20 protein-coding genes are annotated in these 21,537 nt (G+C 59.7%); 15 read left to right on the forward strand and 5 right to left on the reverse strand.

The window, feature by feature from the left end; translation table 11 throughout:
• Positions 1–235: 235 nt before the first annotated feature.
• From BZ163_RS27600 to BZ163_RS27620, 5 genes are read left to right on the forward strand one after another with little or no spacing between them, the layout of a single operon-like run.
• Positions 236–1,591, forward strand: coding sequence for a pitrilysin family protein (locus tag BZ163_RS27600; RefSeq protein ID WP_128873536.1), 1,356 nt, complete (start codon positions 236–238; stop codon positions 1,589–1,591).
• The gene (locus tag BZ163_RS27605) at positions 1,584–3,074 is read left to right on the forward strand and encodes a pitrilysin family protein (RefSeq protein ID WP_128873537.1); all 1,491 of its coding nucleotides are present in this window, start codon (positions 1,584–1,586) and stop codon (positions 3,072–3,074) included. The genes BZ163_RS27600 and BZ163_RS27605 overlap by 8 nt, the downstream gene beginning before the upstream one ends.
• Positions 3,074–3,685 (forward strand): 16S rRNA (guanine(966)-N(2))-methyltransferase RsmD, encoded by a 612-nt coding sequence (gene rsmD / locus BZ163_RS27610; protein WP_128873538.1) that lies wholly within the window; start codon positions 3,074–3,076, stop codon positions 3,683–3,685. The genes BZ163_RS27605 and rsmD overlap by 1 nt, the downstream gene beginning before the upstream one ends.
• Before the next feature lie 55 nt (positions 3,686–3,740).
• Entirely contained in the window at positions 3,741–4,739 is a 999-nt protein-coding gene (locus BZ163_RS27615) for a hydrolase (RefSeq protein WP_128873539.1), read from the forward strand.
• A gap of 4 nt (positions 4,740–4,743) precedes the next feature.
• Positions 4,744–5,286 (forward strand): AraC family transcriptional regulator, encoded by a 543-nt coding sequence (locus BZ163_RS27620; RefSeq protein WP_128873540.1) that lies wholly within the window; start codon positions 4,744–4,746, stop codon positions 5,284–5,286.
• On the opposite strand, the gene BZ163_RS27625 is transcribed toward BZ163_RS27620, so the two are convergent.
• Both BZ163_RS27625 and BZ163_RS27630 read right to left on the reverse strand, forming a co-directional pair.
• Positions 5,249–6,103 (reverse strand): sulfurtransferase, encoded by an 855-nt coding sequence (locus BZ163_RS27625; RefSeq protein WP_128873541.1) that lies wholly within the window; start codon positions 6,101–6,103, stop codon positions 5,249–5,251. The two genes, BZ163_RS27620 and BZ163_RS27625, sit on opposite strands and share 38 nt — an antisense overlap.
• Positions 6,104–6,145: 42 nt before the next feature.
• Entirely contained in the window at positions 6,146–6,817 is a 672-nt protein-coding gene (locus tag BZ163_RS27630) for a TetR/AcrR family transcriptional regulator (protein WP_128873542.1), read from the reverse strand.
• Between the two features lie 145 nt (positions 6,818–6,962).
• Here BZ163_RS27630 and BZ163_RS27635 point away from each other — a divergent pair, with 145 nt between their 5' ends.
• The 5 genes from BZ163_RS27635 (at position 6,963) to BZ163_RS27655 (ending at position 11,743) form a co-directional block, all read left to right on the forward strand.
• Positions 6,963–8,393 (forward strand): coniferyl aldehyde dehydrogenase, encoded by a 1,431-nt coding sequence (locus BZ163_RS27635; RefSeq protein WP_128873543.1) that lies wholly within the window; start codon positions 6,963–6,965, stop codon positions 8,391–8,393.
• A 28-nt stretch (positions 8,394–8,421) separates the two neighbouring features.
• Positions 8,422–8,967 (forward strand): twin-arginine translocation pathway signal protein, encoded by a 546-nt coding sequence (locus BZ163_RS27640; protein WP_128873544.1) that lies wholly within the window; start codon positions 8,422–8,424, stop codon positions 8,965–8,967.
• 156 nt (positions 8,968–9,123) lie between these two features.
• Positions 9,124–10,719, forward strand: coding sequence for a GMC family oxidoreductase (locus BZ163_RS27645; protein WP_128873545.1), 1,596 nt, complete (start codon positions 9,124–9,126; stop codon positions 10,717–10,719).
• Between the two features lie 115 nt (positions 10,720–10,834).
• A complete protein-coding gene (gene coaD / locus BZ163_RS27650) occupies positions 10,835–11,314 on the forward strand; it encodes a pantetheine-phosphate adenylyltransferase (protein ID WP_128873546.1) in 480 nt (159 codons plus the stop codon).
• 177 nt (positions 11,315–11,491) lie between these two features.
• The gene (locus BZ163_RS27655; protein WP_128873547.1) at positions 11,492–11,743 is read left to right on the forward strand and encodes a YfhL family 4Fe-4S dicluster ferredoxin; all 252 of its coding nucleotides are present in this window, start codon (positions 11,492–11,494) and stop codon (positions 11,741–11,743) included.
• 175 nt (positions 11,744–11,918) lie between these two features.
• Here the strand turns inward: BZ163_RS27655 and BZ163_RS27660 are convergent, their stop codons facing one another.
• The 3 genes from BZ163_RS27660 to BZ163_RS27670 are packed head-to-tail and all read right to left on the reverse strand — an operon-like array spanning position 11,919 to position 13,947.
• Complete coding sequence (locus BZ163_RS27660; protein WP_128873548.1) at positions 11,919–12,242, reverse strand: multidrug transporter; 324 nt, start codon at positions 12,240–12,242, stop codon at positions 11,919–11,921.
• 52 nt (positions 12,243–12,294) lie between these two features.
• Positions 12,295–13,107 carry a bifunctional DNA-formamidopyrimidine glycosylase/DNA-(apurinic or apyrimidinic site) lyase gene (mutM, locus tag BZ163_RS27665; protein WP_128873549.1) on the reverse strand — a complete coding sequence of 271 codons (813 nt, stop codon included), beginning with the start codon at positions 13,105–13,107 and terminating at the stop codon, positions 12,295–12,297.
• Between the two features lie 24 nt (positions 13,108–13,131).
• The gene (locus BZ163_RS27670) at positions 13,132–13,947 is read right to left on the reverse strand and encodes an HDOD domain-containing protein (protein ID WP_178084778.1); all 816 of its coding nucleotides are present in this window, start codon (positions 13,945–13,947) and stop codon (positions 13,132–13,134) included.
• Positions 13,948–14,282: 335 nt separating this feature from the next.
• Between BZ163_RS27670 and BZ163_RS27675 the strand changes: the two genes are divergently transcribed.
• The 5 genes from BZ163_RS27675 (at position 14,283) to ilvD (ending at position 21,511) form a co-directional block, all read left to right on the forward strand.
• Positions 14,283–15,479, forward strand: a complete 1,197-nt coding sequence (locus BZ163_RS27675; protein ID WP_064680284.1) for a class I SAM-dependent rRNA methyltransferase — start codon at positions 14,283–14,285, stop codon at positions 15,477–15,479.
• Between the two features lie 408 nt (positions 15,480–15,887).
• Entirely contained in the window at positions 15,888–16,967 is a 1,080-nt protein-coding gene (locus tag BZ163_RS27680; protein WP_128873551.1) for a SagB family peptide dehydrogenase, read from the forward strand.
• The gene (locus tag BZ163_RS27685; RefSeq protein ID WP_128873552.1) at positions 16,964–17,941 is read left to right on the forward strand and encodes a diiron oxygenase; all 978 of its coding nucleotides are present in this window, start codon (positions 16,964–16,966) and stop codon (positions 17,939–17,941) included. Before BZ163_RS27680 ends, BZ163_RS27685 begins: the two co-directional genes overlap by 4 nt.
• Positions 17,934–19,139, forward strand: coding sequence for a multidrug effflux MFS transporter (locus BZ163_RS27690; RefSeq protein ID WP_128873553.1), 1,206 nt, complete (start codon positions 17,934–17,936; stop codon positions 19,137–19,139). The genes BZ163_RS27685 and BZ163_RS27690 overlap by 8 nt, the downstream gene beginning before the upstream one ends.
• A 530-nt stretch (positions 19,140–19,669) precedes the next feature.
• Positions 19,670–21,511 carry a dihydroxy-acid dehydratase gene (ilvD, locus tag BZ163_RS27695; RefSeq protein ID WP_033060521.1) on the forward strand — a complete coding sequence of 614 codons (1,842 nt, stop codon included), beginning with the start codon at positions 19,670–19,672 and terminating at the stop codon, positions 21,509–21,511.
• Positions 21,512–21,537: the final 26 nt, after the last annotated feature.

Raw genomic sequence — 21,537 nt, forward strand, 5'->3', positions numbered from 1 at the left:
ATCGAGGTGCAAACGGCACCTTACAAAATCGATTTCACGAAGGACTGAAGCGGCAAAATCGGCGAAAAAGCAAAGTCTAGTCGATAAACCACAGCCTTTTGCCGCAAACCCATACAACCTGATCAAACACAAAGGCCTGATAGGCGTGGCCGCCAGTAAAACGGATCAGTATCCTAGCACCCTCTCGCCCGCTGACGCTAAGAACAAGCGGGCAGCCCCAAAGGTTTAAAAACGAATGAATGCTCTAGCCCGCCGCGCTGCAGGCCTGCTGCTCAGCACAGTTTGCCTGCCCCTTTCGGCCCTGGCTGCCGATCCACAACCCACCCACGAATTCACCCTCGATAACGGCCTGAAGGTCGTCGTGCGCGAGGACCATCGTGCGCCGGTGGTGGTTTCCCAGGTCTGGTACAAGGTCGGCTCCAGCTACGAGACGCCGGGTCAGACCGGTTTGTCCCACGCCCTGGAACACATGATGTTCAAGGGCAGCGAGAAAGTCGGCCCCGGCGAGGCCTCCCTGATCCTGCGCGACCTCGGTGCCGAAGAGAACGCCTTTACCAGCGACGACTTCACCGCCTATTACCAGGTCCTGGCCCGCGACCGCCTGGGCGTGGCCTTCGAGCTGGAAGCCGACCGCATGGCCACCCTGCGCCTGCCGCCGGACGAGTTCGCCCGCGAGATCGAGGTCATTAAAGAGGAACGTCGCCTGCGCACCGACGACAAGCCGATGTCCAAGGCCTACGAACGTTTCAAGGCCATGGCCTACCCGGCCAGCGGCTACCACACGCCGACCATCGGCTGGATGGCGGACCTGGACCGCATGAAGGTCGAAGAGCTGCGCCACTGGTACCAGTCCTGGTACGTGCCGAACAACGCCACCCTGGTGGTGGTGGGCGACGTGACGCCGGATGAAGTCAAAACCCTGGCCCAACGCTACTTCGGCCCGATCGCCAAGCGTGACGTGCCGGCGGCGAAAATCCCGCTGGAGCTGGCCGAACCCGGCGAACGCCAGATCACCTTGCACGTGCAGACCCAACTGCCAAGCCTGATGCTGGGCTTCAACGTGCCCAGCATCGCCACCGCCGAAGACAAACGCCCGGTGAACGCCTTGCGCCTGATTTCCGCCCTGCTCGATGGCGGCTACAGCGGCCGCATCCCGACGCAACTGGAACGCGGCGAAGAACTGGTGTCGGGCGGTTCGTCGAGCTACGACGCCTATACCCGTGGCGACAGCCTGTTTACCCTGTCGGCAACACCGAACACCCAGAAAAACAAAACCATGGCCCAGGTTGAAGCCGGCCTGTGGAAGCTGCTTGAACAGCTGAAAACCACGGCGCCGTCCACCGAAGAACTGGAACGCGTCCGCGCGCAGGTCATTGCCGGCCTGGTCTACGAGCGTGACTCGATCACCAGCCAGGCCACCGCAATCGGCCAACTGGAAACCGTGGGCCTGTCCTGGAAGTTGATGGACACCGAACTGGCCGACCTGGAAAGCGTCACTCCGCAAGACATCCAGAACGCCGCCAAGCTGTACTTCACCCGCGAACGTCTCAGCGTCGCCCATGTCCTGCCACAGGAGACGACTCATGAGTGAGCGTAAAAAAACCCGCCTGGCCCTGGCCGGCCTGATCGTCGCCGCACTGGTCGGGTCTGCCGTGTTTTACTTTGCAAAGACCGACGAATCAAAGGCCAGCGAAGCCCTGGACAAGGCCAAGGCCAGCCAGAAACTGCAATCGCTGGCCGAGCTCGATGGCAAGGCACCCAGCCGCCGCAGTCTGGATGTGCAGACCTGGAACACCGCCGAAGGCGCCAAGGTACTGTTCGTCGAGGCTCGCGAATTGCCGATGTTCGACATGCGCCTGATCTTTTCCGCCGGCAGCAGCCAGGACGCAGACGCGCCGGGCCTGGCCGTACTGACCAACGCCATGCTCAACGAAGGCGTGGCCGGTAAAGATGTCGGCGCCATCGCCCAGGGCTTCGAAGGCCTGGGCGCGGACTTTGGCAACGGCGCATTCAAGGACATGGCACTGGCCTCCCTGCGCAGCCTCAGCGCCGCGGACAAACGCGAACCCGCGCTGAAACTGTTCTCGGAAGTGGTCGGCAAACCGACCTTCCCTGCCGATTCGTTCGCGCGCATCAAGAACCAGATGCTGGCCGGTTTCGAATACCAGAAGCAGAACCCTGGCAAATTGGCGAGTATGGAGCTGATGAACCGCCTGTACGGTGATCATCCTTACGCGCATTCCAGCGATGGCACGGAGAAAACCATACCGGCGATCACCCTGGCGCAACTGAAGGCGTTCCATGAAAAAGCCTACGCCTCCGGCAACGCGGTCATTGCGCTGGTAGGCGACCTGTCCCGCGCCGAAGCCGAGGCGATTGCCGCACAGGTATCCGGTGCGCTGCCCAAAGGACCGGCCCTGGAGAAGATCCCGCAACCGGCAGAACCCAAAGCCAGCATTGGCCATATCGAGTTTCCGTCCAAGCAGACCAACCTGATGCTCGCGCAATTGGGCATCGACCGTGACGATCCGGACTACGCGGCACTGTCCATGGGCAACCAGATCCTTGGCGGCGGTGGTTTTGGCACCCGGCTGATGAGCGAAGTGCGCGAGAAGCGTGGCCTGGCCTACGGCGTCTATTCGGGCTTCACCCCGATGCAGGCGCGTGGGCCGTTCATGATCAACCTGCAAACCCGCGCCGAAATGAGCGAAGGCACACTTAAACTGGTGCAGGATGTACTCGCCGACTACCTCAAGACCGGCCCGACGGCAAAAGAACTCGACGACGCCAAGCGTGAACTGGCCGGCAGCTTTCCGCTGTCTACCGCCAGCAACGCCGATATCGTCGGTCAGCTCGGCGCCATGGGTTTCTACAACCTGCCGTTGAGCTATCTGGAAGATTTCATGCAGCAATCCCAGAGCCTGACCGTCGAACAGGTCAAAACCGCACTGAACAAACACTTGAGCACGGACAAACTGGTCATCGTCAGCGCTGGCCCGACCGTGCCACAAAAGCCGTTACCGGCCCCTTCTGATAAACCTGCCGAGCAACCGCTCGGGGTTCCGGAGCATTGATGGCCACTCGTCCTAAAAAACCCGTACACAACGTGCATAACGGCGTGAACCAACTGCGTATCATCGGCGGTGAATGGGGCAGCCGAAAGCTGAGCTTCCCCGATGCACCGGGCCTGCGCCCGACCCCGGACCGGGTGCGCGAAACCCTGTTCAACTGGCTCGCACCCTATGTCGCCGGGGCAAAAGTATTTGATCCATTCGCCGGCAGCGGCGCGTTGTTTCTCGAGGCTTTATCCCGTGGCGCAGCGATGGGCCAGGCGCTGGATGCGAGCAACATCGCGGTAGCGAGCATCAAGGAACATCTGGGTACCCTGCGCTGCTCGACCGGCCAGATTCAGACGGCGGATGCCTTGCGCTATCTGGAAACCCAGACAGCGGTTGCCTACGACCTGGTGTTCCTTGACCCGCCGTTCAATCAGAATCTGTTGCCTGCCGTGTGCGCGCTGCTTGAAGAACGCCAATGGCTGGCCGATGACGCCTGGGTGTACACCGAAAGCGAAACCGCGCCTTCGAAGCTTGGCCTGCCGGAGAACTGGCGCCTGCACCGCGAACAGAAATCCGGGCGCGTGTACTACTCGTTGTGGCAACGTATGGCAGAGATCGCCGGTTAACCGACCGGCCTGATAAGGTGCGCACAGGTTGCGCACCGCTGCATCGAGAGCCACCGTGTCCCTTCCGTCAGAACGCTTCATCCCCGCCTTCGGCCTGGGCAACCCGCACTTGCAAACCTTGTGGGGACCCCTTTGGCGCAAAACCACCCATATCGAACGCGAGCGCGAACGCCTGTGGCTCGAGGATGGTGACTTCCTCGACCTGGACTGGCACGGCCCGCACAGCGCCAATGCGCCACTGGTGCTGGTGTTGCACGGACTGACCGGTTCGGCGAACTCGCCTTACGTGGCCGGATTGCAAAAGGCGCTGGCGATCCAGGGCTGGGCCAGCGTCGCGCTGAACTGGCGCGGCTGTTCGGGCGAACCCAATCTCCTCCCGCGCAGCTACCATTCCGGCGCCAGCGAAGACCTGGCCGAAACCATCAGGCACCTGCGGGCCAAACGGCCGCTCGCCCCCCTGTACGCGGTCGGTTATTCCTTGGGTGGCAACGTCTTGCTCAAGCATTTGGGCGAGACCGGCAAGGACAGCGGCGTGCTCGGCGCAGTCGCGGTGTCCGTGCCGTTTCGGCTGGACCAATGTGCCGATCGTATTGGCCAAGGTTTTTCGAAAATTTATCAGGCGCATTTCATGCGCGAGATGGTGGCCTACATCAAGAATAAGCAGCGGCAGTTCCAGCACGACGAACGCGAGGACGGGCTGGCGGCATTGGCGGCCCTTGGTTCGCTGGAAAACATGCGTACCTTCTGGGATTTCGATGGTCGGGTGACAGCGCCGTTGCACGGATTCGCCGATGCCGAAGATTATTATCGTCGCGCTTCGAGCCGATATTTCCTGGGGGAGATTTGCACGCCGACCCTGATCATTCAGGCGGCTGACGACCCTTTTGTCTTCCCGCATAGCCTGCCGCACGCAGCAGAATTATCCGCCTGCACCCAATTCGAGCTACAAGCCAAGGGCGGGCATGTCGGCTTCGTCGATGGCTCGTTCAGGCAACCGGGCTACTACCTGGAACGGCGCATTCCTCAGTGGCTGACCGCTGCGGGTCGCGAGTAAGCCGATGGATACGGATCAAGGCGAGTCGATTCATTTTTGGCAAACGGCGCCGCTGGCCGGGGTCGAATTGTTGTCTGCGCGCTACATCGAGCACCGCTTCGCGCCCCACGTGCATGACGGCTATGTGATCGGCATGATCATGGCGGGTGCCCAGCGTTATCGCTACCGTGGCGCCGAGCATCTGGCGGGTAGCGGCACACTGGTGTTGATCAATCCGGATGAACTGCACACCGGCCATAAAGGCACGGAAGACGGCTGGTTGTATCGGGCGTTTTATCCCGACAGCGCTCAGATTCTCTCGCTGCTGGCCGAGCTCGAACTGCCGACCGACACCTTGCCGCCGCACACCTGGCTGATGCAGCAGCGCATTGCCCGGGCGCGGGCGTTGCTACAGGGCGGTTGCCTGCCTTTGGAAGTGGCCACGCAGTTGGGTTTCGCCGACCAGAGTCACCTGAGTCGGCAGTTCAAGCAGGTGTACGGCGTCGGGCCCGGCGCATATCGCAGTGCGTTTACTCGCCGGTGGCGATGCCCCGCGCCGGATCGTTGATCCACTCGCTCCACGACCCCGCATACAACGCCCCCAGCGGATAACCCGCCAGGCACAAGGCGAACAGGTTGTGACAAGCCGTCACCCCGGAGCCGCAATACGCCACTAGATCAGTCGGTGAACGATTACCCAGTTTCGCGGCAAACCGCTGCTTGAGCTGATCGGCCGGCAGGAAACGCCCGTCGCTGCCCAGGTTGTCGGTGAACGCCGCACATTGCGCGCCCGGGATGTGCCCGGCAACCGGGTCGATCGGCTCCACTTCGCCCTTGAAGCGCGGCAAGGCCCGGGCGTCGAGCAAGGTCAATGCTGGCTGGCCGAGACGTTGCGCAAGTGCGTCGGCATCCAGGATGAGCGCGTTGTCCGGCACCCCGGTGAAGGTCCCGCGTTCGTTATCGGGCGCATCCAGACTCAGCGGCAACCCTGCCGCATGCCAGGCCTTGAGCCCGCCATCCAGAATAAACACGCCGTCGCGCTTGCCCAGCCAGGCCAGCAACCACCAGGCGCGAGCCGCAAAGGCACCGGGACCGTCGTCGTATAAAACCACATCGCTGTCGGCGTTGATGCCCCAGGCTTGCAGGCGTTCGATCAAGTCGTCGGGTTCAGGCAACGGATGGCGACCCGTCACCCCCTTGACCACCGTCCCGCTCAAATCACGCTCGAGATCGGCAAAGCTCGACCCGGCAATATGCCCTTCGGCATAGCTGCGCTGGCCGTAGTCCAAGTCTTCCAGGGCAAAACGACAATCCAGAATCACCAGCCCTGGCGCCTCCTTTTTCAGGTCCAACGCTTGCGGGCTGATCAGTTGCGCAATGGGCATAACGGGCTCCTGTGATGGCGGTAGTCGATCGTGTTGCTGTTTCTATCCCACTTCTTCCAGTGCCTGGGCGAGTGGCACATAAAACTCCTCGAACAGCGCGTTGACCGCGTCGCGGGACTGATCCGTGACGAAGCCGGCTTCCAGTACCAGCACCTGGTAAACACCACGTTTAATCGCTTGTTCGCTCAAGTGATTGGAATTTTCTCGCGTGGTACACAGAAAACGCACCCAGGATGTGAGGATGATCCAGGCGTTGAGGGTCAGCGACTCGATCTGCACCCGGTCCATCTTCAAGATGCCGGCCTCGACGAATCCCTTGTAGATGGCCGATCCCTGAATCACGCAGCGCTGGGAAAAACGTCGGTAACGGGCGGCCAGTTCCGGATCGCTGTCGAGCAAATGCTCGAGGTCTCGATGCAAAAACCGATAGCGCCACATGGCTGCCAGCAACTCCTGGAGGTAGTAACGCTTGTCCTCGACTGTCGCGGCACGGCCCTGGGGCGGGCGCAGAAAACTGTCCACCAGACTTTCGTACTCGCTGAACAGCACGGCGATGATCGCCTGCTTGTTAGGGAAGTGGTAGTACAGGTTGCCGGGGGAAATTTCCATGTGGGCGGCAATGTGGTTGGTGCTGATACTGCGCTCGCCCTGCTGATTGAACAGCTCCAGGCTGTTCTGCACGATGCGCTCGCTGGTTTTGATCCTGGGGGCCATGGCTTGAGCTTAAATTCAGAGTGCGGTGGCGGGCATCTTACGACCTATCCGGACGCGGATAAAACAAAGCTGCGTCAGATGCCATTTGACTTTATAGAGTATAGACTCTAAAAAGCTCCTAATAAAAAATAATCCGGAGCCGACAATGACTGCTGACATCGCCTACATGCAGAACCTACAGCAGCCACTGGAAGAACTCCAAGCCTTGTTCAACGCCCAACGTGCGGCGTATGCCGGCAACCCCATGCCGCCAGCGGCGCAACGCCAGCAATGGCTCAAGGCGCTGCGGGACCTGCTGAACAATGAGCGCCAGGCCTTGATCGACGCGATCGACCAGGACTTCAGCCATCGCAGCGCCGATGAAACCCTGCTTGCCGAACTGATGCCCAGCCTGCACGGCATCCATTACGCCAGCCAGCACCTCAAACACTGGATGAAAGCGTCACGGCGCAAAGTCGGCGTTGCCTTTCAACCTGCCTCGGCCAAAGTCGTTTATCAACCCTTGGGCGTGGTCGGCGTGATCGTGCCGTGGAACTACCCGTTGTACCTGGCTATCGGTCCGCTGGTGGGCGCGTTGTCGGCGGGCAATCGGGTGATGCTCAAGATAAGCGAGTCGACGCCGGCCACCGGTCTGCTGCTCAAGGAGCTGCTGGCTCGAATCTTTCCCCAGGACCTGGTTTGCGTGGTGCTGGGAGAAGCCGATATCGGCGTGGCTTTCTCCCGGCTGCGCTTCGATCACCTGCTGTTCACCGGCGCTACCAGCGTCGGCAAACAGGTGATGCGCGCGGCTGCCGAGAACCTGACACCGGTGACCCTGGAGCTGGGCGGAAAGTCGCCCGCCATCGTCTCCCGCGATGTGCCGCTCAAGGATGCCGCTGAACGGATCGCTTTCGGCAAGACGCTCAACGCCGGGCAAACCTGCGTGGCCCCGGACTACGTGCTGGTGCCGGAAGATCGCGTGGGAGCCTTCGTCGAAGCCTATCGCCAGGCAGTTCGCGGGTTTTATCCGACCCTGGCGGACAACCCGGACTACACCGCGATCATCAATGACCGACAACTGCAGCGGCTCAATGGCTACCTGAGTGATGCCACCAGCAAAGGCGCGCTGCTGATTCCTTTGTTCGACCAGGGCCAGGGCCGACGCATGAGCCACAGCCTGCTGCTCAACGTCACTGACGAGATGCTGGTGATGCAGGATGAGATCTTCGGCCCGCTGCTGCCGATCGTGCCTTATAAGGATCTGGACCAGGCGTTTGCCTACATCAATCAAAGACCTCGTCCGCTGGCCCTGTATTACTTCGGCTACGACAAGCGCGAGCAAAACCGCGTGCTTCACGAAACCCATTCGGGTGGCGTGTGCCTGAACGACACCTTGCTGCACGTCGCTCAGGACGATATGCCGTTCGGCGGTATTGGCGCCTCCGGCATGGGCCATTACCACGGCCACGAAGGCTTCCTGACCTTCAGCAAGGCCAAGGGCGTGCTGATCAAACAGCGTTTCAACGCAGCGAAACTGATCTACCCGCCGTATGGCAAACCCCTTCAAAAACTGATTCAGAAGCTGTTTATTCGCTAACGATCATCAGCGCCGGACACTCACAATAATGAGCCTCAGCCTGTCCGATACACCTGCGTTGTCACGGCGCGGTTTGCTTAAATTCAGCCTGGGGGCGAGTGCCTTCCTGGCCACGGTCGGGCTTGGTGCCAGCCTCAGCGGCTGTTCCGCCAGCACCTCGGCCAGTGGTTTCACGATTCTGCGCAGCGGTGACCTGCTGTTTCTGCGGGCGTTGATTCCGGTGATGCTCGACGGTGCCATAACGCTCGAGAACATGCCGGCGGCGGTCGACCAGACCCTGCACTGCCTGGATAACGGCCTCAATCACCTGTCTCCGGAAATGCTCAAGCTGACCCGACAGTTGTTCGATGTGCTGGGGATAACCGTGACCCGCGGGCCGCTCACCGGGATCTGGGGGAGTTGGGAAAATGCCAGCGGCGAGGACATCCGCGAATTTCTCGATCGCTGGGAAAGCAGCGCCTTGAGTTTGCTGCGCATGGGGCATAGCTCGTTGCAGCAACTGGTGATGATGGCTTGGTACAGCCGGGCGGAATCGTGGGCGCATTGCGGGTATCCGGGGCCGCCCAAGGTCTGAGATCGAGTCGACCCCATCGCGGGCAAGCCACGCTCCCACAGGGTTTGAGTCGTTTGCAAAAGGGTCGTCCACCTCAAAAACCTGAGGGAGCGGGCTTGCCCGCGAAGACGTCAGCCGCATCACCACCGAATCCAAAACAAATAAGAGAGCCAGTACATGCCCGTACCCGATCCCTTCCGCGAAGGCCTGGCCCGTGGCTGGAAAACCTATAACGGTTCACAACTGACCCAGGACCTGACCCTCGAAGCGGACGTGGCCATCATCGGCAGCGGCGCTGGTGGCGGGACCACGGCAGAGATTCTCAGCGCCGCCGGCTACAAGGTGCTGCTGATCGAAGAAGGCCCGCTCAAGACCAGCAGCGATTTCAAGATGCTCGAAGACCAGGCGTATACCAGCCTCTACCAGGAAGGCATCGGCCGCATGAGCAAGGACGGCGCGATTACCATTCTTCAGGGCCGGGCGGTGGGCGGCACCACGCTGATCAACTGGACCTCAAGCTTTCGCACGCCAGACCCGACACTCGAGCACTGGGCCAGGGAACATGAGGTCAAAGGTCATAGCCCGGCGGAGATGGCGCCCTGGTTCGAAAAAATGGAACAACGCCTGGGCGTAGCGCCTTGGATGGTTCCGCCGAATGCCAACAACGACGTGATCCGCAAGGGCTGCGAAAAGCTTGGCTACGCCTGGCATGTCATCCCGCGCAACGTGCGCGGGTGCTGGAACCTCGGCTATTGCGGCATGGGCTGCCCGACCAACGCCAAGCAATCGATGCTGGTGACGACCATTCCCGCCACCCTGGAAAAAGGTGGCGAACTGCTCTACCTCGCCCGCGCCGAAAAACTCTCGATCAAGGACGGCAAGGTCACTGGCCTGCAATGCGTGGCGATGGACGCGCGTTGCGTCGCCCCCACGGGCAGGACTATCACGATCAAGGCCCGGCATTACGTGTTGGCCGGCGGCGGCATCAACAGCCCCGCACTGCTGTTGCGCTCCGATGCGCCCGATCCGCACAAGCGCCTGGGCCAACGGACGTTCCTGCACCTGGTCAACATGTCCGCGGGTCTGTTCGAAGAGGTGATCAATCCGTTCTATGGCGCGCCGCAGTCGATCTACTCCGACCATTTCCAGTGGCAGGACGGCACCACCGGCAAGATGTCCTACAAACTGGAAGTGCCACCGCTGCATCCTGCGCTGGCCACGACCCTGCTCGGCGGTTTCGGCAAGGAAAACGCCCGGCACATGGAGCACCTGCCCCACACTCATGCGATGTTGGCGTTACTGCGCGACGGCTTTCACCCGGACAGCCCCGGCGGCAGCGTCGAATTGCGCGGTGACGGTACGCCAGTGCTCGACTATCAGGTTTCACCCTACGCCTGGGACGGTTTGCGCCGCGCTTTCCACAGCATGGCCGAGATCCAGTTCGCCGGTGGCGCCAATGCCGTGATGCCAATGCACGCCGACGCTCGTTATGTGAAGACCCTGGCCGAAGCCCGCACGCTGATCGACGGTTTGAGCCTTGAGCTGTATCGCACACGGCTGGGCAGTGCGCATGTGATGGGCGGTTGTGCCATGGGTGAAGACCCGAAAAGCGCCGTGACCGATAGCCTTGGCCGACATCATCAGCTAGGCAATCTGTCGATCCATGACGGCTCGCTGTTCCCCACCAGCATTGGCGCAAACCCGCAACTGTCGGTCTATGGGCTGACGGCGCAACTGGCCGCTTCCTTGGCCGAACGTTTGAAAAACCCATGAAAAAGGAGAATATTGCGATCGTCTATAGTGCTTTCTTACCCAACAGCCGACTTGGCCGAGCGGGAAGGCTGCGATACCATCCGAGTCCCCAACGGACTTCCGCCAGGACGACGCGATGAACCGAGTGTTGTACCCAGGTACCTTCGACCCTATTACCAAGGGCCATGGCGATCTGGTCGAACGCGCCGCGCGCCTGTTCGATCATGTGATCATTGCCGTCGCCGCCAGCCCCAAGAAAAACCCGTTGTTCCCTCTGGAACAGCGTGTGGCACTGGCACGCGAGGTCACTCAACATTTGCCCAACGTGGAAGTGGTCGGCTTCTCATCGCTGCTGGCACACTTCGCCAAAGAGAAGAACGCCAACGTGTTCCTGCGTGGTTTGCGTGCGGTCTCGGACTTCGAATACGAATTCCAGCTGGCCAACATGAACCGCCAGCTGGCACCGGAAGTGGAAAGTCTGTTTCTGACCCCATCCGAGCGGTATTCGTACATTTCCTCGACGCTGGTGCGTGAAATCGCCGCTTTGGGCGGTGATATCACCAAATTCGTCCACCCCGCGGTGGCGGACGCGCTGACCGAACGCTTCAAGAAGTAACCTGCACACCTGTAGGAGCGAGCTTGCTCGCGAAGGACATTAACGATGACGAAGGCTGCCTGGATGATCGCGGCACCCTTACGTCCATCGCCAGCAAGCTGGCTCCTACAGCGCCAATGCGGCACAATTGCGCATTGATTTATTGCGCCTGGGTATTCCGCCCTGGCTGGAGTTAGCATGTCCCTGATCATCACCGACGATTGCATCAACTGCGACGTCTGCGAACCTGAGTGCCCGAACGCCGCCATCTCCCAGGGCGAAGAGATCTACGTGATCGACCCGAACCTGTGCACGCAGTGCGTCGGCCACTATGACGAACCTCAATGCCAGCAGGTTTGCCCGGTGGATTGCATTCCGCTGGACGAAGCGCATCCGGAGACTGAAGAGCAGTTGATGGAGAAGTACCACAAGATTACCGGCAAGGCGTGAGCCTGAGGTTTTTGTAGCGTTTGTGCGGGCCCCTTCGCGGGCAAGCCCGCTCCCACAGTGGATCTGTGTTGTTAATCCGACAGCGTGAACACAACACATCCACTGTGGGAGCGGGCTTGCTCCGGGCGGCGTTCCGACGAAGAGGCCATCCGCCACACCAAAGATGCAACTGACCTCACTCCCGCTGCTCAAACCCCTCCCCGATACACCCCAGGCACCGCACAAACGCTGCTTTCGCCGGGTCGACCACCAACGCCTGGCCCGCATCGCCAATACCGCCCCCCAGCGCGGTGAACGGCAACGACACCACAAACACCCCGGCACCGATCACCGTCGCCGCGACCAGCAAGGGCCGGGCGATCAGCAAATCGCCGATCATGGCGTACGCCGGGGGATTCTGGATGGTGTAACGCGGGTCGCCGCTACCGGTGTTCGCTGCCAGCACGGGCGTACCGAGACTCAGCAGCAGAACGACGACAAGGGTTCGAAACAGGTTCATGGCACGGTCCTTCGGCTAGGCAGTGAGTACTGACTATAGCCCCAAGGACCTGTCAGCTTTGACAACGCGGGCAAAACACACTGGCACGCTGCCCGAGTTTGACTTCCCGCAATTGCGTTGCGCAGATCTTACAATGCTCGTTACCGCGGCCGTAAACGAACAATTCCTGCTGGAAGTAACCGGGCTGGCCGTCACCGCCGATAAAGTCGCGCAATGTGGTGCCGCCGCGCTCGATGGCGTGTGCAAGGATGCGTTTGATCTCTATCGCCAACTTCAGATAGCGCGCCCGGGAAATGCTCTTCGCCTCCCGGCGCGGATCGATACCGGCGGCGAACAGCGCTTCGGTGGCGTAGATATTGCCGACACCGACCACGACCGCGTTGTCCATGATGAACGGTTTGATCGCCATGGAGCGCGCGCGCGACAGCTGAAACAAGCGCTCGCCGTCGAACAGGTCGGTCAATGGCTCCGGCCCCAGGCGAATCAGCAATTCGTGGTTGAGCGGGTCGAGACTCCAGAGCATCGCGCCAAACCGGCGCGGGTCGGTATAGCGCAGGGCCAGCCCCGATTCCAGCTCGATGTCCACGTGTTCATGCTTGGCGGCCGGCATGCCGGCTTCCACCAGTCGCAAATTGCCCGACATCCCCAAATGACTGATGAGCGTGCCCACTTCGGCATTGATCAGCAGGTACTTGGCCCGCCGTTCCACCAACACGATGCGCTGGCCGGACAGCCGCACATCGAGATCTTCGGGGATCGGCCAGCGCAGACGACGCTCCCGCACGATGACCCGGCTGACGCGCTGGCCTTCAAGGTGTGGCGCAATCCCGCGGCGGGTGGTTTCGACTTCCGGCAGTTCAGGCATGGGGCTCTCGAATCAGGCTGTCGCTCAGCGGTGCGCGCCGAGGTCGCGAATCGTTTGTTTGAGGGTCTCGAAGTCGTAGTCCGAGAGGCCGACGTAATCCAGCACCAACGGCCCTATGCTGTTCCACTCGTGGTCCTCGGCCTGGTTGCCCAGCACCCGATAGGACGCACAGATGTGCTCGGCCATTTTCAGGATCCCCAGCAGGCTTTTCAGCTGGCTGTTGCGCGACGACTCATCGGTGAAGATCGCCAAGGCATTGTGGTGATTGGCGATGGCAGCGGTCACGTGCTCCGGCAGGCGCCAGGACTTGGCTGTGTAATAACCGACCACTGCGTGGTTAGTGTTGAACATCCGGTTCTCGGTGTCCACCACCCGGCATTCGGCACCGGCGCTGGCGTAGGCCTCTTCCAGAACCCTCATGTAGTCGGGAAAGCGCTGGAGCATCAGGGGTACGCCACAATCGTGGAACAGGCCCAGGGCGTACGCTTCATCGCCCGCCTGGGCACCGATGCGCTTGGCCAGGGTCAGGCAGGTCATCGCCACGTCCTGGGCGGTGTCCCAGAAACGGTTCAGGGTGACGATGGTGTCGTCGTTCATTTCGCCTTTGATCGACTGCGCGTTGATCAGGTTGATGATCGAACGGCTGCCCAGCAGATTCACCGCCCGCTGGATCGAGGCGATCTTGTTGCTCAAGCCGTAATACGGCGAGTTGACGATTTTCAGCAACGAGCCGGAGAGGCCCGGGTCTTGGGAGATCAACCTGGCGATCACGTCCAGATCCGGGTCGGGCATGTACTGCTCCATCTGCAAATCCACCATGATTTGCGGTTGGGCCGGCACGCTGATGCCTTGCAGGGACTGTCGAATCTGTTCGGTGGTCAGCTCTTGGAACATATATATGCACTCAGGGTCAGGCGGCGATTCTAACCTTTATGAAGTTGGATCCGACATACCGGAGGGCCAATCGCAGGAACTTACAGTCGGCGTAGCGCCTGAAATCGCTTCGCTGGCAAGCCAGCTCCTACATGATCGCCGGCGTACCGATGAATTGTGGTCAACACAAAACCCTGTAGGAGCTGGCTTGCCAGCGAAGGCGTCTTCCGCGTTTCATCGCCACCCAGCCCGCCACAAGTCGCAACACGCTATACTCCCGCTCTTTTTTCCGGAGCGACGTCATGTCCCTGCCTAGCCTGCGCCTCAAAGCCAACGCCGACCGTCGCCTGCGAAACGGCCACCTGTGGGTCTACAGCAACGAAATCGATGTCGCCGCGACGCCGTTGCACGGCTTCAAGCCCGGTGACCAGGCAATCCTCGAAGCCGCCAGCGGCAAGCCGCTGGGCATCGTTGCCATGAGCCCGAACAACCTGATCTGCGCCCGCCTGCTGTCGCGCGACATCAAGTTGCCGCTGGACAAATCGCTGCTGGTGCACCGCCTGAACGTGGCCCTGTCCCTGCGCGAGCGCCTGTTCGACAAGCCGTTCTACCGCCTGGTCTACGGCGATTCCGACCTGCTGCCGGGCCTGGTGGTCGACCGTTTCGGCGACATCCTGGTGGTCCAGATCGCCTCGGCGACCATGGAAGCCCATAAAGAAGACGTGATCGCGGCGCTGACTCAAGTCATCAAGCCAAGCGGCATCCTGTTCAAGAACGATTCCGCCGCGCGCGATGCCGAAGGCCTCAACCGCTACGTCGAAACCGTGTTCGGCCTGGTGCCGGAGTGGGTCGCGCTGGAAGAGAACGGCGTGAAATTCGAAGCGCCGGTCATTCAAGGTCAGAAAACCGGCTGGTTCTACGACCACCGCATGAACCGTGCACGCCTGGCACCCTATGCCAAAGGCAAACGCGTACTGGACCTGTACAGCTACATCGGTGGCTGGGGCGTGCAAGCCGCCGCGTTCGGTGCCAGTGAAGTGTTCTGCGTAGACGCCTCGGCCTTCGCCCTCGACGGCGTCGAGCGCAACGCCGCGCTGAACGGCTTCGCCGAGAAAATGACCTGCATCGAAGGCGACGTGTTCGAAGCCCTGAAAGAACTGAAAGCCAGCGAAGAACGCTTCGACGTGATCGTCGCCGACCCGCCGGCCTTCATCAAACGCAAGAAAGACATGAAGAACGGCGAAGGCGCCTACCGTCGCCTGAACGAGCAAGCCATGCGCCTGCTCAGCAAGGACGGCATCCTGATCAGCGCTTCGTGCTCGATGCACCTGCCGGAAGACGATCTGCAGAACATCCTGCTGACCAGCGCCCGCCACCTGGATCGCAACATCCAGATGCTCGAACGCGGCGGCCAGGGCCCGGATCACCCGGTTCACCCGGCGATTGCTGAAACGCGTTACATCAAGAGCATTACTTGCCGGTTGTTGCCTAACAGCTAACAACACCGCTTGATAGGGGCGTCAATCGGCGCCCCTTCTTATTTTAATTTCCCCCTCTCCTAATCCGCCAATCCTGGTGAGACGCTCTTCCATGATCTTTGGAATTTTTTCGGACAGATCTTACAAAATTCATGCAGACGTAGGACTGCTCCGACAAAATCATCAGAAGATTCTTACCTAATATTTTCTTGAAAAGCATCAATTAATATCTATGATTGAGCTGTCACTACGAAGTGGCACTTACTTAAAACTACAAGGAGTTCCAAAAATGAAAGCAATCACTCTGGAAGTTTCCACTATCGCCAACCTGGCTTTTCTGGTTGCCCAAAAGCCGGCTAAGTAAATGAGGCGCTGGGGAGTGCCGGCTACCCAGCGTTTTCTATAGAAGACCAGAGTGGATCGCCAACCATGCAAATAAACCCTTATATATTTATACTTCCTTGCACACCATACCAAATAGTCTGGGATTACAAAAATCATAAGCAATTCGAACTAAATCTAGAATATTCAACCCGTCTCGCCCAACTTATTGAAAACCCAGAAAAATTCGACAACAACAACACAATAGACATTCAATTTCTGAACTCAGAAATACTAACAGCATCAACACAAGAGACTATTGAATGGGGCTGGGATGAGCTATCAAAAATATTTCATATCGGCACCAAGAACATCCCTTGTGAATATGTCCCCCAAGATATTAATGAATGGTCGAGGCACTACCTGGACCATTGCGCCGACGTATTGGCCACGCCTGCCCCAAGGACCAGACTCACCGAGCGTCCGACAAGCGAGTGGATTTCCCTGCCTCAACCTTCCAGTCTGCCGGCAAACGCTCTTGTAAAGACGTTGATTGAGCGAAAGACCTGTCGCACTTTCACGGGTGAGGGGGCTTCCCTCGATGATGTGAGCACCCTCCTATATTTGTCTCTTGGTTATTTGCGTGAGCGCGAAAACGACATCGACGAAACCATTGCCGAAGGTCTCGGCGCCCGGCGCAGTAGTCCATCCGGCGGAGGGCTGAATGCCTGCGAAGGTTTTCTACATGTTCAAAACGTCAGCGGCCTGAATCCTGGATTATACGTCTACCACCCCACCGAACATGCTTTGAGCTTCGTAAATCCGGTGCCTGACTCGCCCTTGGGGCAGTTGTTGTGTGGCCAGCATTTCATCAACAACATGCCCGTTGGCCTGTTCATTACCGCTCGCTTCGACAAATTGTGGTGGAAATATGAACACTCGCGGGCGTACAGAATGGCTTACGTCGAGGCAGGCCACATTTCCCAGACCTTTCAACTGGTGGCCACCGCACTTGGGTTAAGCACTTGGCTGACCGGTGCATTGACGGACGATCAGGTCGAAAGGTTACTGAGGATCGAGGACAGCGCCGAACAACCGTTGTTTTTTGTTGGCTGCGGCCAGAGTGATGGACAAGTGATGTGTAAGGAGTTGAAAGAGCTGCTGAGCAGCCGAGGCTCACAACAATGATCGAGCCCCGCACAGACGATCTGCCCCAGCCCGACGCCTGGGACCAGCGCTTCACACTCAGCGACTGGAACACCCGAGCCTCGGTACGAACCAGCGAACACACCTATCAATTGCCGTCAGATCTGGAGCGGCAACTGGAAACACGACACTGGTTCCCGCCGACCCTCCTGCCCTACCTGAAGCACCCGGCCATCGAAGCAGCAGGCAGCGAGACCACCCATCGATTATCGGCCAACCATCTGGTGTATTTCCTCGATTACACCACCCGACTCGAACATCGGATCGTCAACCGCTCCGTGGAAACCATCGTCCATCACGAACTCGGTGCGTGCATCCCCCAGCGAATGAAAACAGCCGCCCTTCAGCTCTATACCGATGAGGGTTATCACGCTTTGTTTTCCAATAGTCTCGCCGAGCAGATAGCCGACCTCTACGGCATGACCCAACGCCCCGTAATGCCGCACCGCATTACCCGATTGAACGCCCTGATTAACTGCGCCCCTGACAAGCATAAGGCGCTGACATGGTTTCTTCTCGGCTTCGTGTCCGAGACCATAATCGCCAAGGAGCTGCTTGAGGTTTGCCGCAACGAGCTGGTGTCAAGCGTCCAGGAAATGCTCAGGGACCACCTCACCGACGAGGCTCGACACAGTCGTTATTTTTCCGAAGTGTTCCATTATCTGTGGCTGACCTTAAATGGCAGCCAACGCACTTTCGCTGCAAAGATGCTGATGGATATCATCCTGATTTTCTTTGAAGTCGATGAGCGATGGCTGAAGGAAAGCCTGGACAGCGTGGGTCTCAGGGAGAGTTGCGTCGCAGAAATTCTCTCTACCCTGACCGGCCCGCAAGCCTGCCTTGACCGCGCTCGATCGGGAGCAGGCGCGACGCTTCAGGCAATGGAAAAGGCTGGTTTTTTCGACCTGTCTTCCAACCAGAAGATCTTCACCAAGGCAGGACTTGTCGATGGATGAAGGAAAACCCGCAGCCAGTGTCAAACACCGCCGCGCCATGATCACCTTGTTGTTGTCCATGGTGGTGCTTGGGGTTTTTCCTCTCGATGTTCTACTGCCATCGTTCCCGGCGCTGGCCGAACACTTCCGTACTACGCCAAGCGATATCGCGTTTTCCATCAGCCTGTTTGCCGTCGGAATCGCATTCTCTCAGCTGCTGGTTGGGCCGCTCTCGGATGTCATTGGGCGCAAAAGCCTGCTGTTGGTGGGAATGGCGGTCTCGATGATCGGTGCGACAGGTTGCGTGCTCTCCACCGACTACGCCTGGTTCCTGATGTTTCGGGTAATACAGGCCGCTGGCTGCGGGTGCTTCGTGCTCTCCCAGGCGCTGGTCCAGGACCTGTTCGACGGCAAAGAAAGGGATAAACTGCGGATTCTGATGATCACCACCAGCGGGATCTTCATTTCCGTCTCGCCGCTGGTAGGCACCCTGTTGCAACAGGCGCTGGACTGGCCCGCAAGCTTTATTGTCTTTATTGCCCTCGCCGCCGCCGTGTTCCTGAGGGCCTGCTTCCTTCTTGAAAGCGAGCCCCCCGCAACAACCCAGCGCCGAAGTATTCTTCAGTCCTACCGGCGCGCTTGTTATGATGCGGGTTTCCTCGGCTATTGGCTGATTGCAGCGATCGCATTCGCCTGCCACTTTTCCTTCATTGTCATCTCGCCCCTGATCTTCATGGAGCAGTTGCAACTATCGGCCTACGAGTTTTCCCTGACACTCCTGCTGTATGGTGCCGCCTACATCATCGGAGGCATCGTCGCTCGAACCCTGGCGGGGCGGATCGCATCCAATACCCAAACCATTGTGGGTCTGAGCCTGATCTTCTATTCGGGGCTAGTAATGCTCGTGCTCTCAAGTGTGGTGGGACTGACAATCCTGACGGTGTTGATCCCGATGATCATCTGCACAGCCGGAACCACCATCGCCCGGCCGGTTGCCACCTCCAAGGCGATGGAGATATTTCCGGACATGGCCGGCACCTCGGCTTCGGTCGGGAACACGATGATATTCATCGTCGGTGGTCTGATCAGCGCACTGATCAACCTTAGTCCCATCGAACTGCAACTGACGCTGGCCTTCGGCTTCATCGTCTTGAGCAGCTTCGGGCTGGTCGTAAGCCGACGCATCCGTCTACGCAATCCGGCTTTGAGTGAAGCCTGATGCAGTGGGGTCGGTGTCGTAGCTTCATCAGATTCTGGGATTTGGATGTTCTTTAAGCGCGGCTCGGTGAGCACCAGCGTCAGGATTGCCGCCACGCCCCCTATGCCAATGTTGAGCTTGTCGAACTGCCAATACTAACCCTTGGCACAGGCCGGTCAGCAGGTAAAATCACAACGAACGATTCAACAGCGACATTCCAACTCCTTTTGGTGGCGTTACGTGAGGGAAGGCAGTTTAGCCAAGTGTCCCGTACGCGCGCGAGGCGCTCGCGCACCTTACCGATGGTCATCCCACACGCCCCATCGGTATTGGATCAGCCTCTTCTGGCATTCCCTCCTGACGCCAGCCGTGTAGAATCGCGACATTCATCGCCAGTCATCCCCCGGCGGGTTTATGAGCTCAAGCTGAAGCGCGCGGCGATCCCGCAAAGTTATCGGCAACTTCCGGACACACGGCCATTTCTGAGTGTTCCAGACGTCAATAGAAGCTCACTTCCCTTTTGATACCTGATTAGCCGCCCGGAGTGCTTCATGCCTGATTACCGCTCGAAAACATCCACCCACGGCCGTAACATGGCCGGTGCCCGCGCATTGTGGCGCGCCACGGGGATGAAAGATGACGACTTCAAAAAGCCGATCATCGCCATTTCCAACTCCTTCACCCAGTTCGTCCCGGGCCATGTGCACCTCAAGGACCTGGGCCAGCTGGTCGCCCGCGAGATCGAACGCGCTGGCGGTGTGGCAAAAGAATTCAACACCATCGCTGTGGATGACGGCATCGCCATGGGTCACGATGGCATGCTGTATTCGCTGCCGAGCCGCGAGATCATCGCCGACTCCGTCGAGTACATGGTCAACGCCCACTGCGCCGACGCGATCGTCTGCATCTCCAACTGCGACAAGATCACCCCTGGCATGCTGATGGCTGCGTTGCGCCTGAACATCCCGGTGATCTTCGTCTCCGGCGGCCCGATGGAAGCCGGCAAGACCAAACTGGCCAGCCACGGTCTCGACCTGGTCGACGCCATGGTGATCGCCGCCGACTCCAGCGCTTCTGACGAGAAAGTCGCTGAGTACGAGCGCAGCGCCTGTCCGACCTGCGGCTCGTGCTCCGGCATGTTCACCGCCAACTCGATGAACTGCCTGGTTGAAGCCCTGGGCCTGGCATTGCCGGGCAACGGTTCCACCCTGGCCACCCACAGCGACCGCGAACAGTTGTTCCTGCAGGCCGGCCGCACCATCGTCGAGCTGTGCAAGCGTTACTACAACGACAACGACGAGTCGGTATTGCCGCGCAACATCGCCAACTTCAAGGCGTTCGAAAACGCCATGACCCTGGATATCGCCATGGGCGGTTCCACCAACACCATTCTGCACTTGCTGGCCGCGGCCCAGGAAGCCGAGATCGATTTCGACCTGCGCGACATCGACCGCCTCTCCCGTCACGTGCCGCAATTGTGCAAAGTTGCGCCGAACATCCAGAAGTACCACATGGAAGACGTGCACCGTGCCGGCGGGATCTTCAGCATCCTCGGTTCGCTGGCCCGTGGCGGCCTGCTGCACACCGACCTGCCGACCGTGCACAGCAAGACCCTGGCCGAAGGCATCGCCAAGTGGGACATCACCCAGACCGACGACGAAGCGGTGCATCACTTCTTCAAGGCCGGCCCTGCGGGCATCCCGACGCAAACTGCGTTCAGCCAGTCGACCCGTTGGGAAACTTTGGACGACGACCGTGAAAACGGCTGCATCCGCAGTGTCGAACACGCTTACTCGAAAGAAGGCGGCCTGGCCGTTCTCTACGGCAACATCGCGCTCGACGGCTGCGTGGTGAAAACCGCCGGCGTCGACGAGTCGATCCATGTCTTCGAAGGCAACGCGAAGATCTTCGAAAGCCAGGACAGCGCCGTACGCGGCATCCTCGCCGATGAAGTGAAGGCCGGCGACATCGTGATCATCCGTTACGAAGGCCCGAAAGGCGGCCCGGGCATGCAGGAAATGCTGTACCCGACGTCCTACCTGAAATCCAAAGGCCTGGGCAAAGCCTGCGCCCTGCTCACCGATGGCCGTTTCTCCGGCGGCACCTCGGGCCTGTCCATCGGCCATGCTTCGCCGGAAGCGGCTGCTGGCGGCGCGATAGGTCTGGTGCAGGACGGCGACAAGGTGTTGATCGACATTCCGAACCGTTCGATCAACCTGCTGATCAGCGATGAAGAGATGGCTGGGCGTCGTGCCGAGCAGGATCAGAAGGGCTGGAAGCCGGTGGAGAAGCGTCCGCGTAAGGTGACTACCGCGTTGAAGGCCTATGCCTTGCTGGCGACCAGTGCCGACAAGGGTGCTGTGCGTAACAAGGCGATGCTTGATGGGCTGTAAGCGTCAGTTATCGCAATAAAAATGCC

The organism is Pseudomonas sp. VI4.1, from assembly GCF_002029345.1.
Taxonomy (GTDB): Bacteria; Pseudomonadota; Gammaproteobacteria; order Pseudomonadales; family Pseudomonadaceae; genus Aquipseudomonas.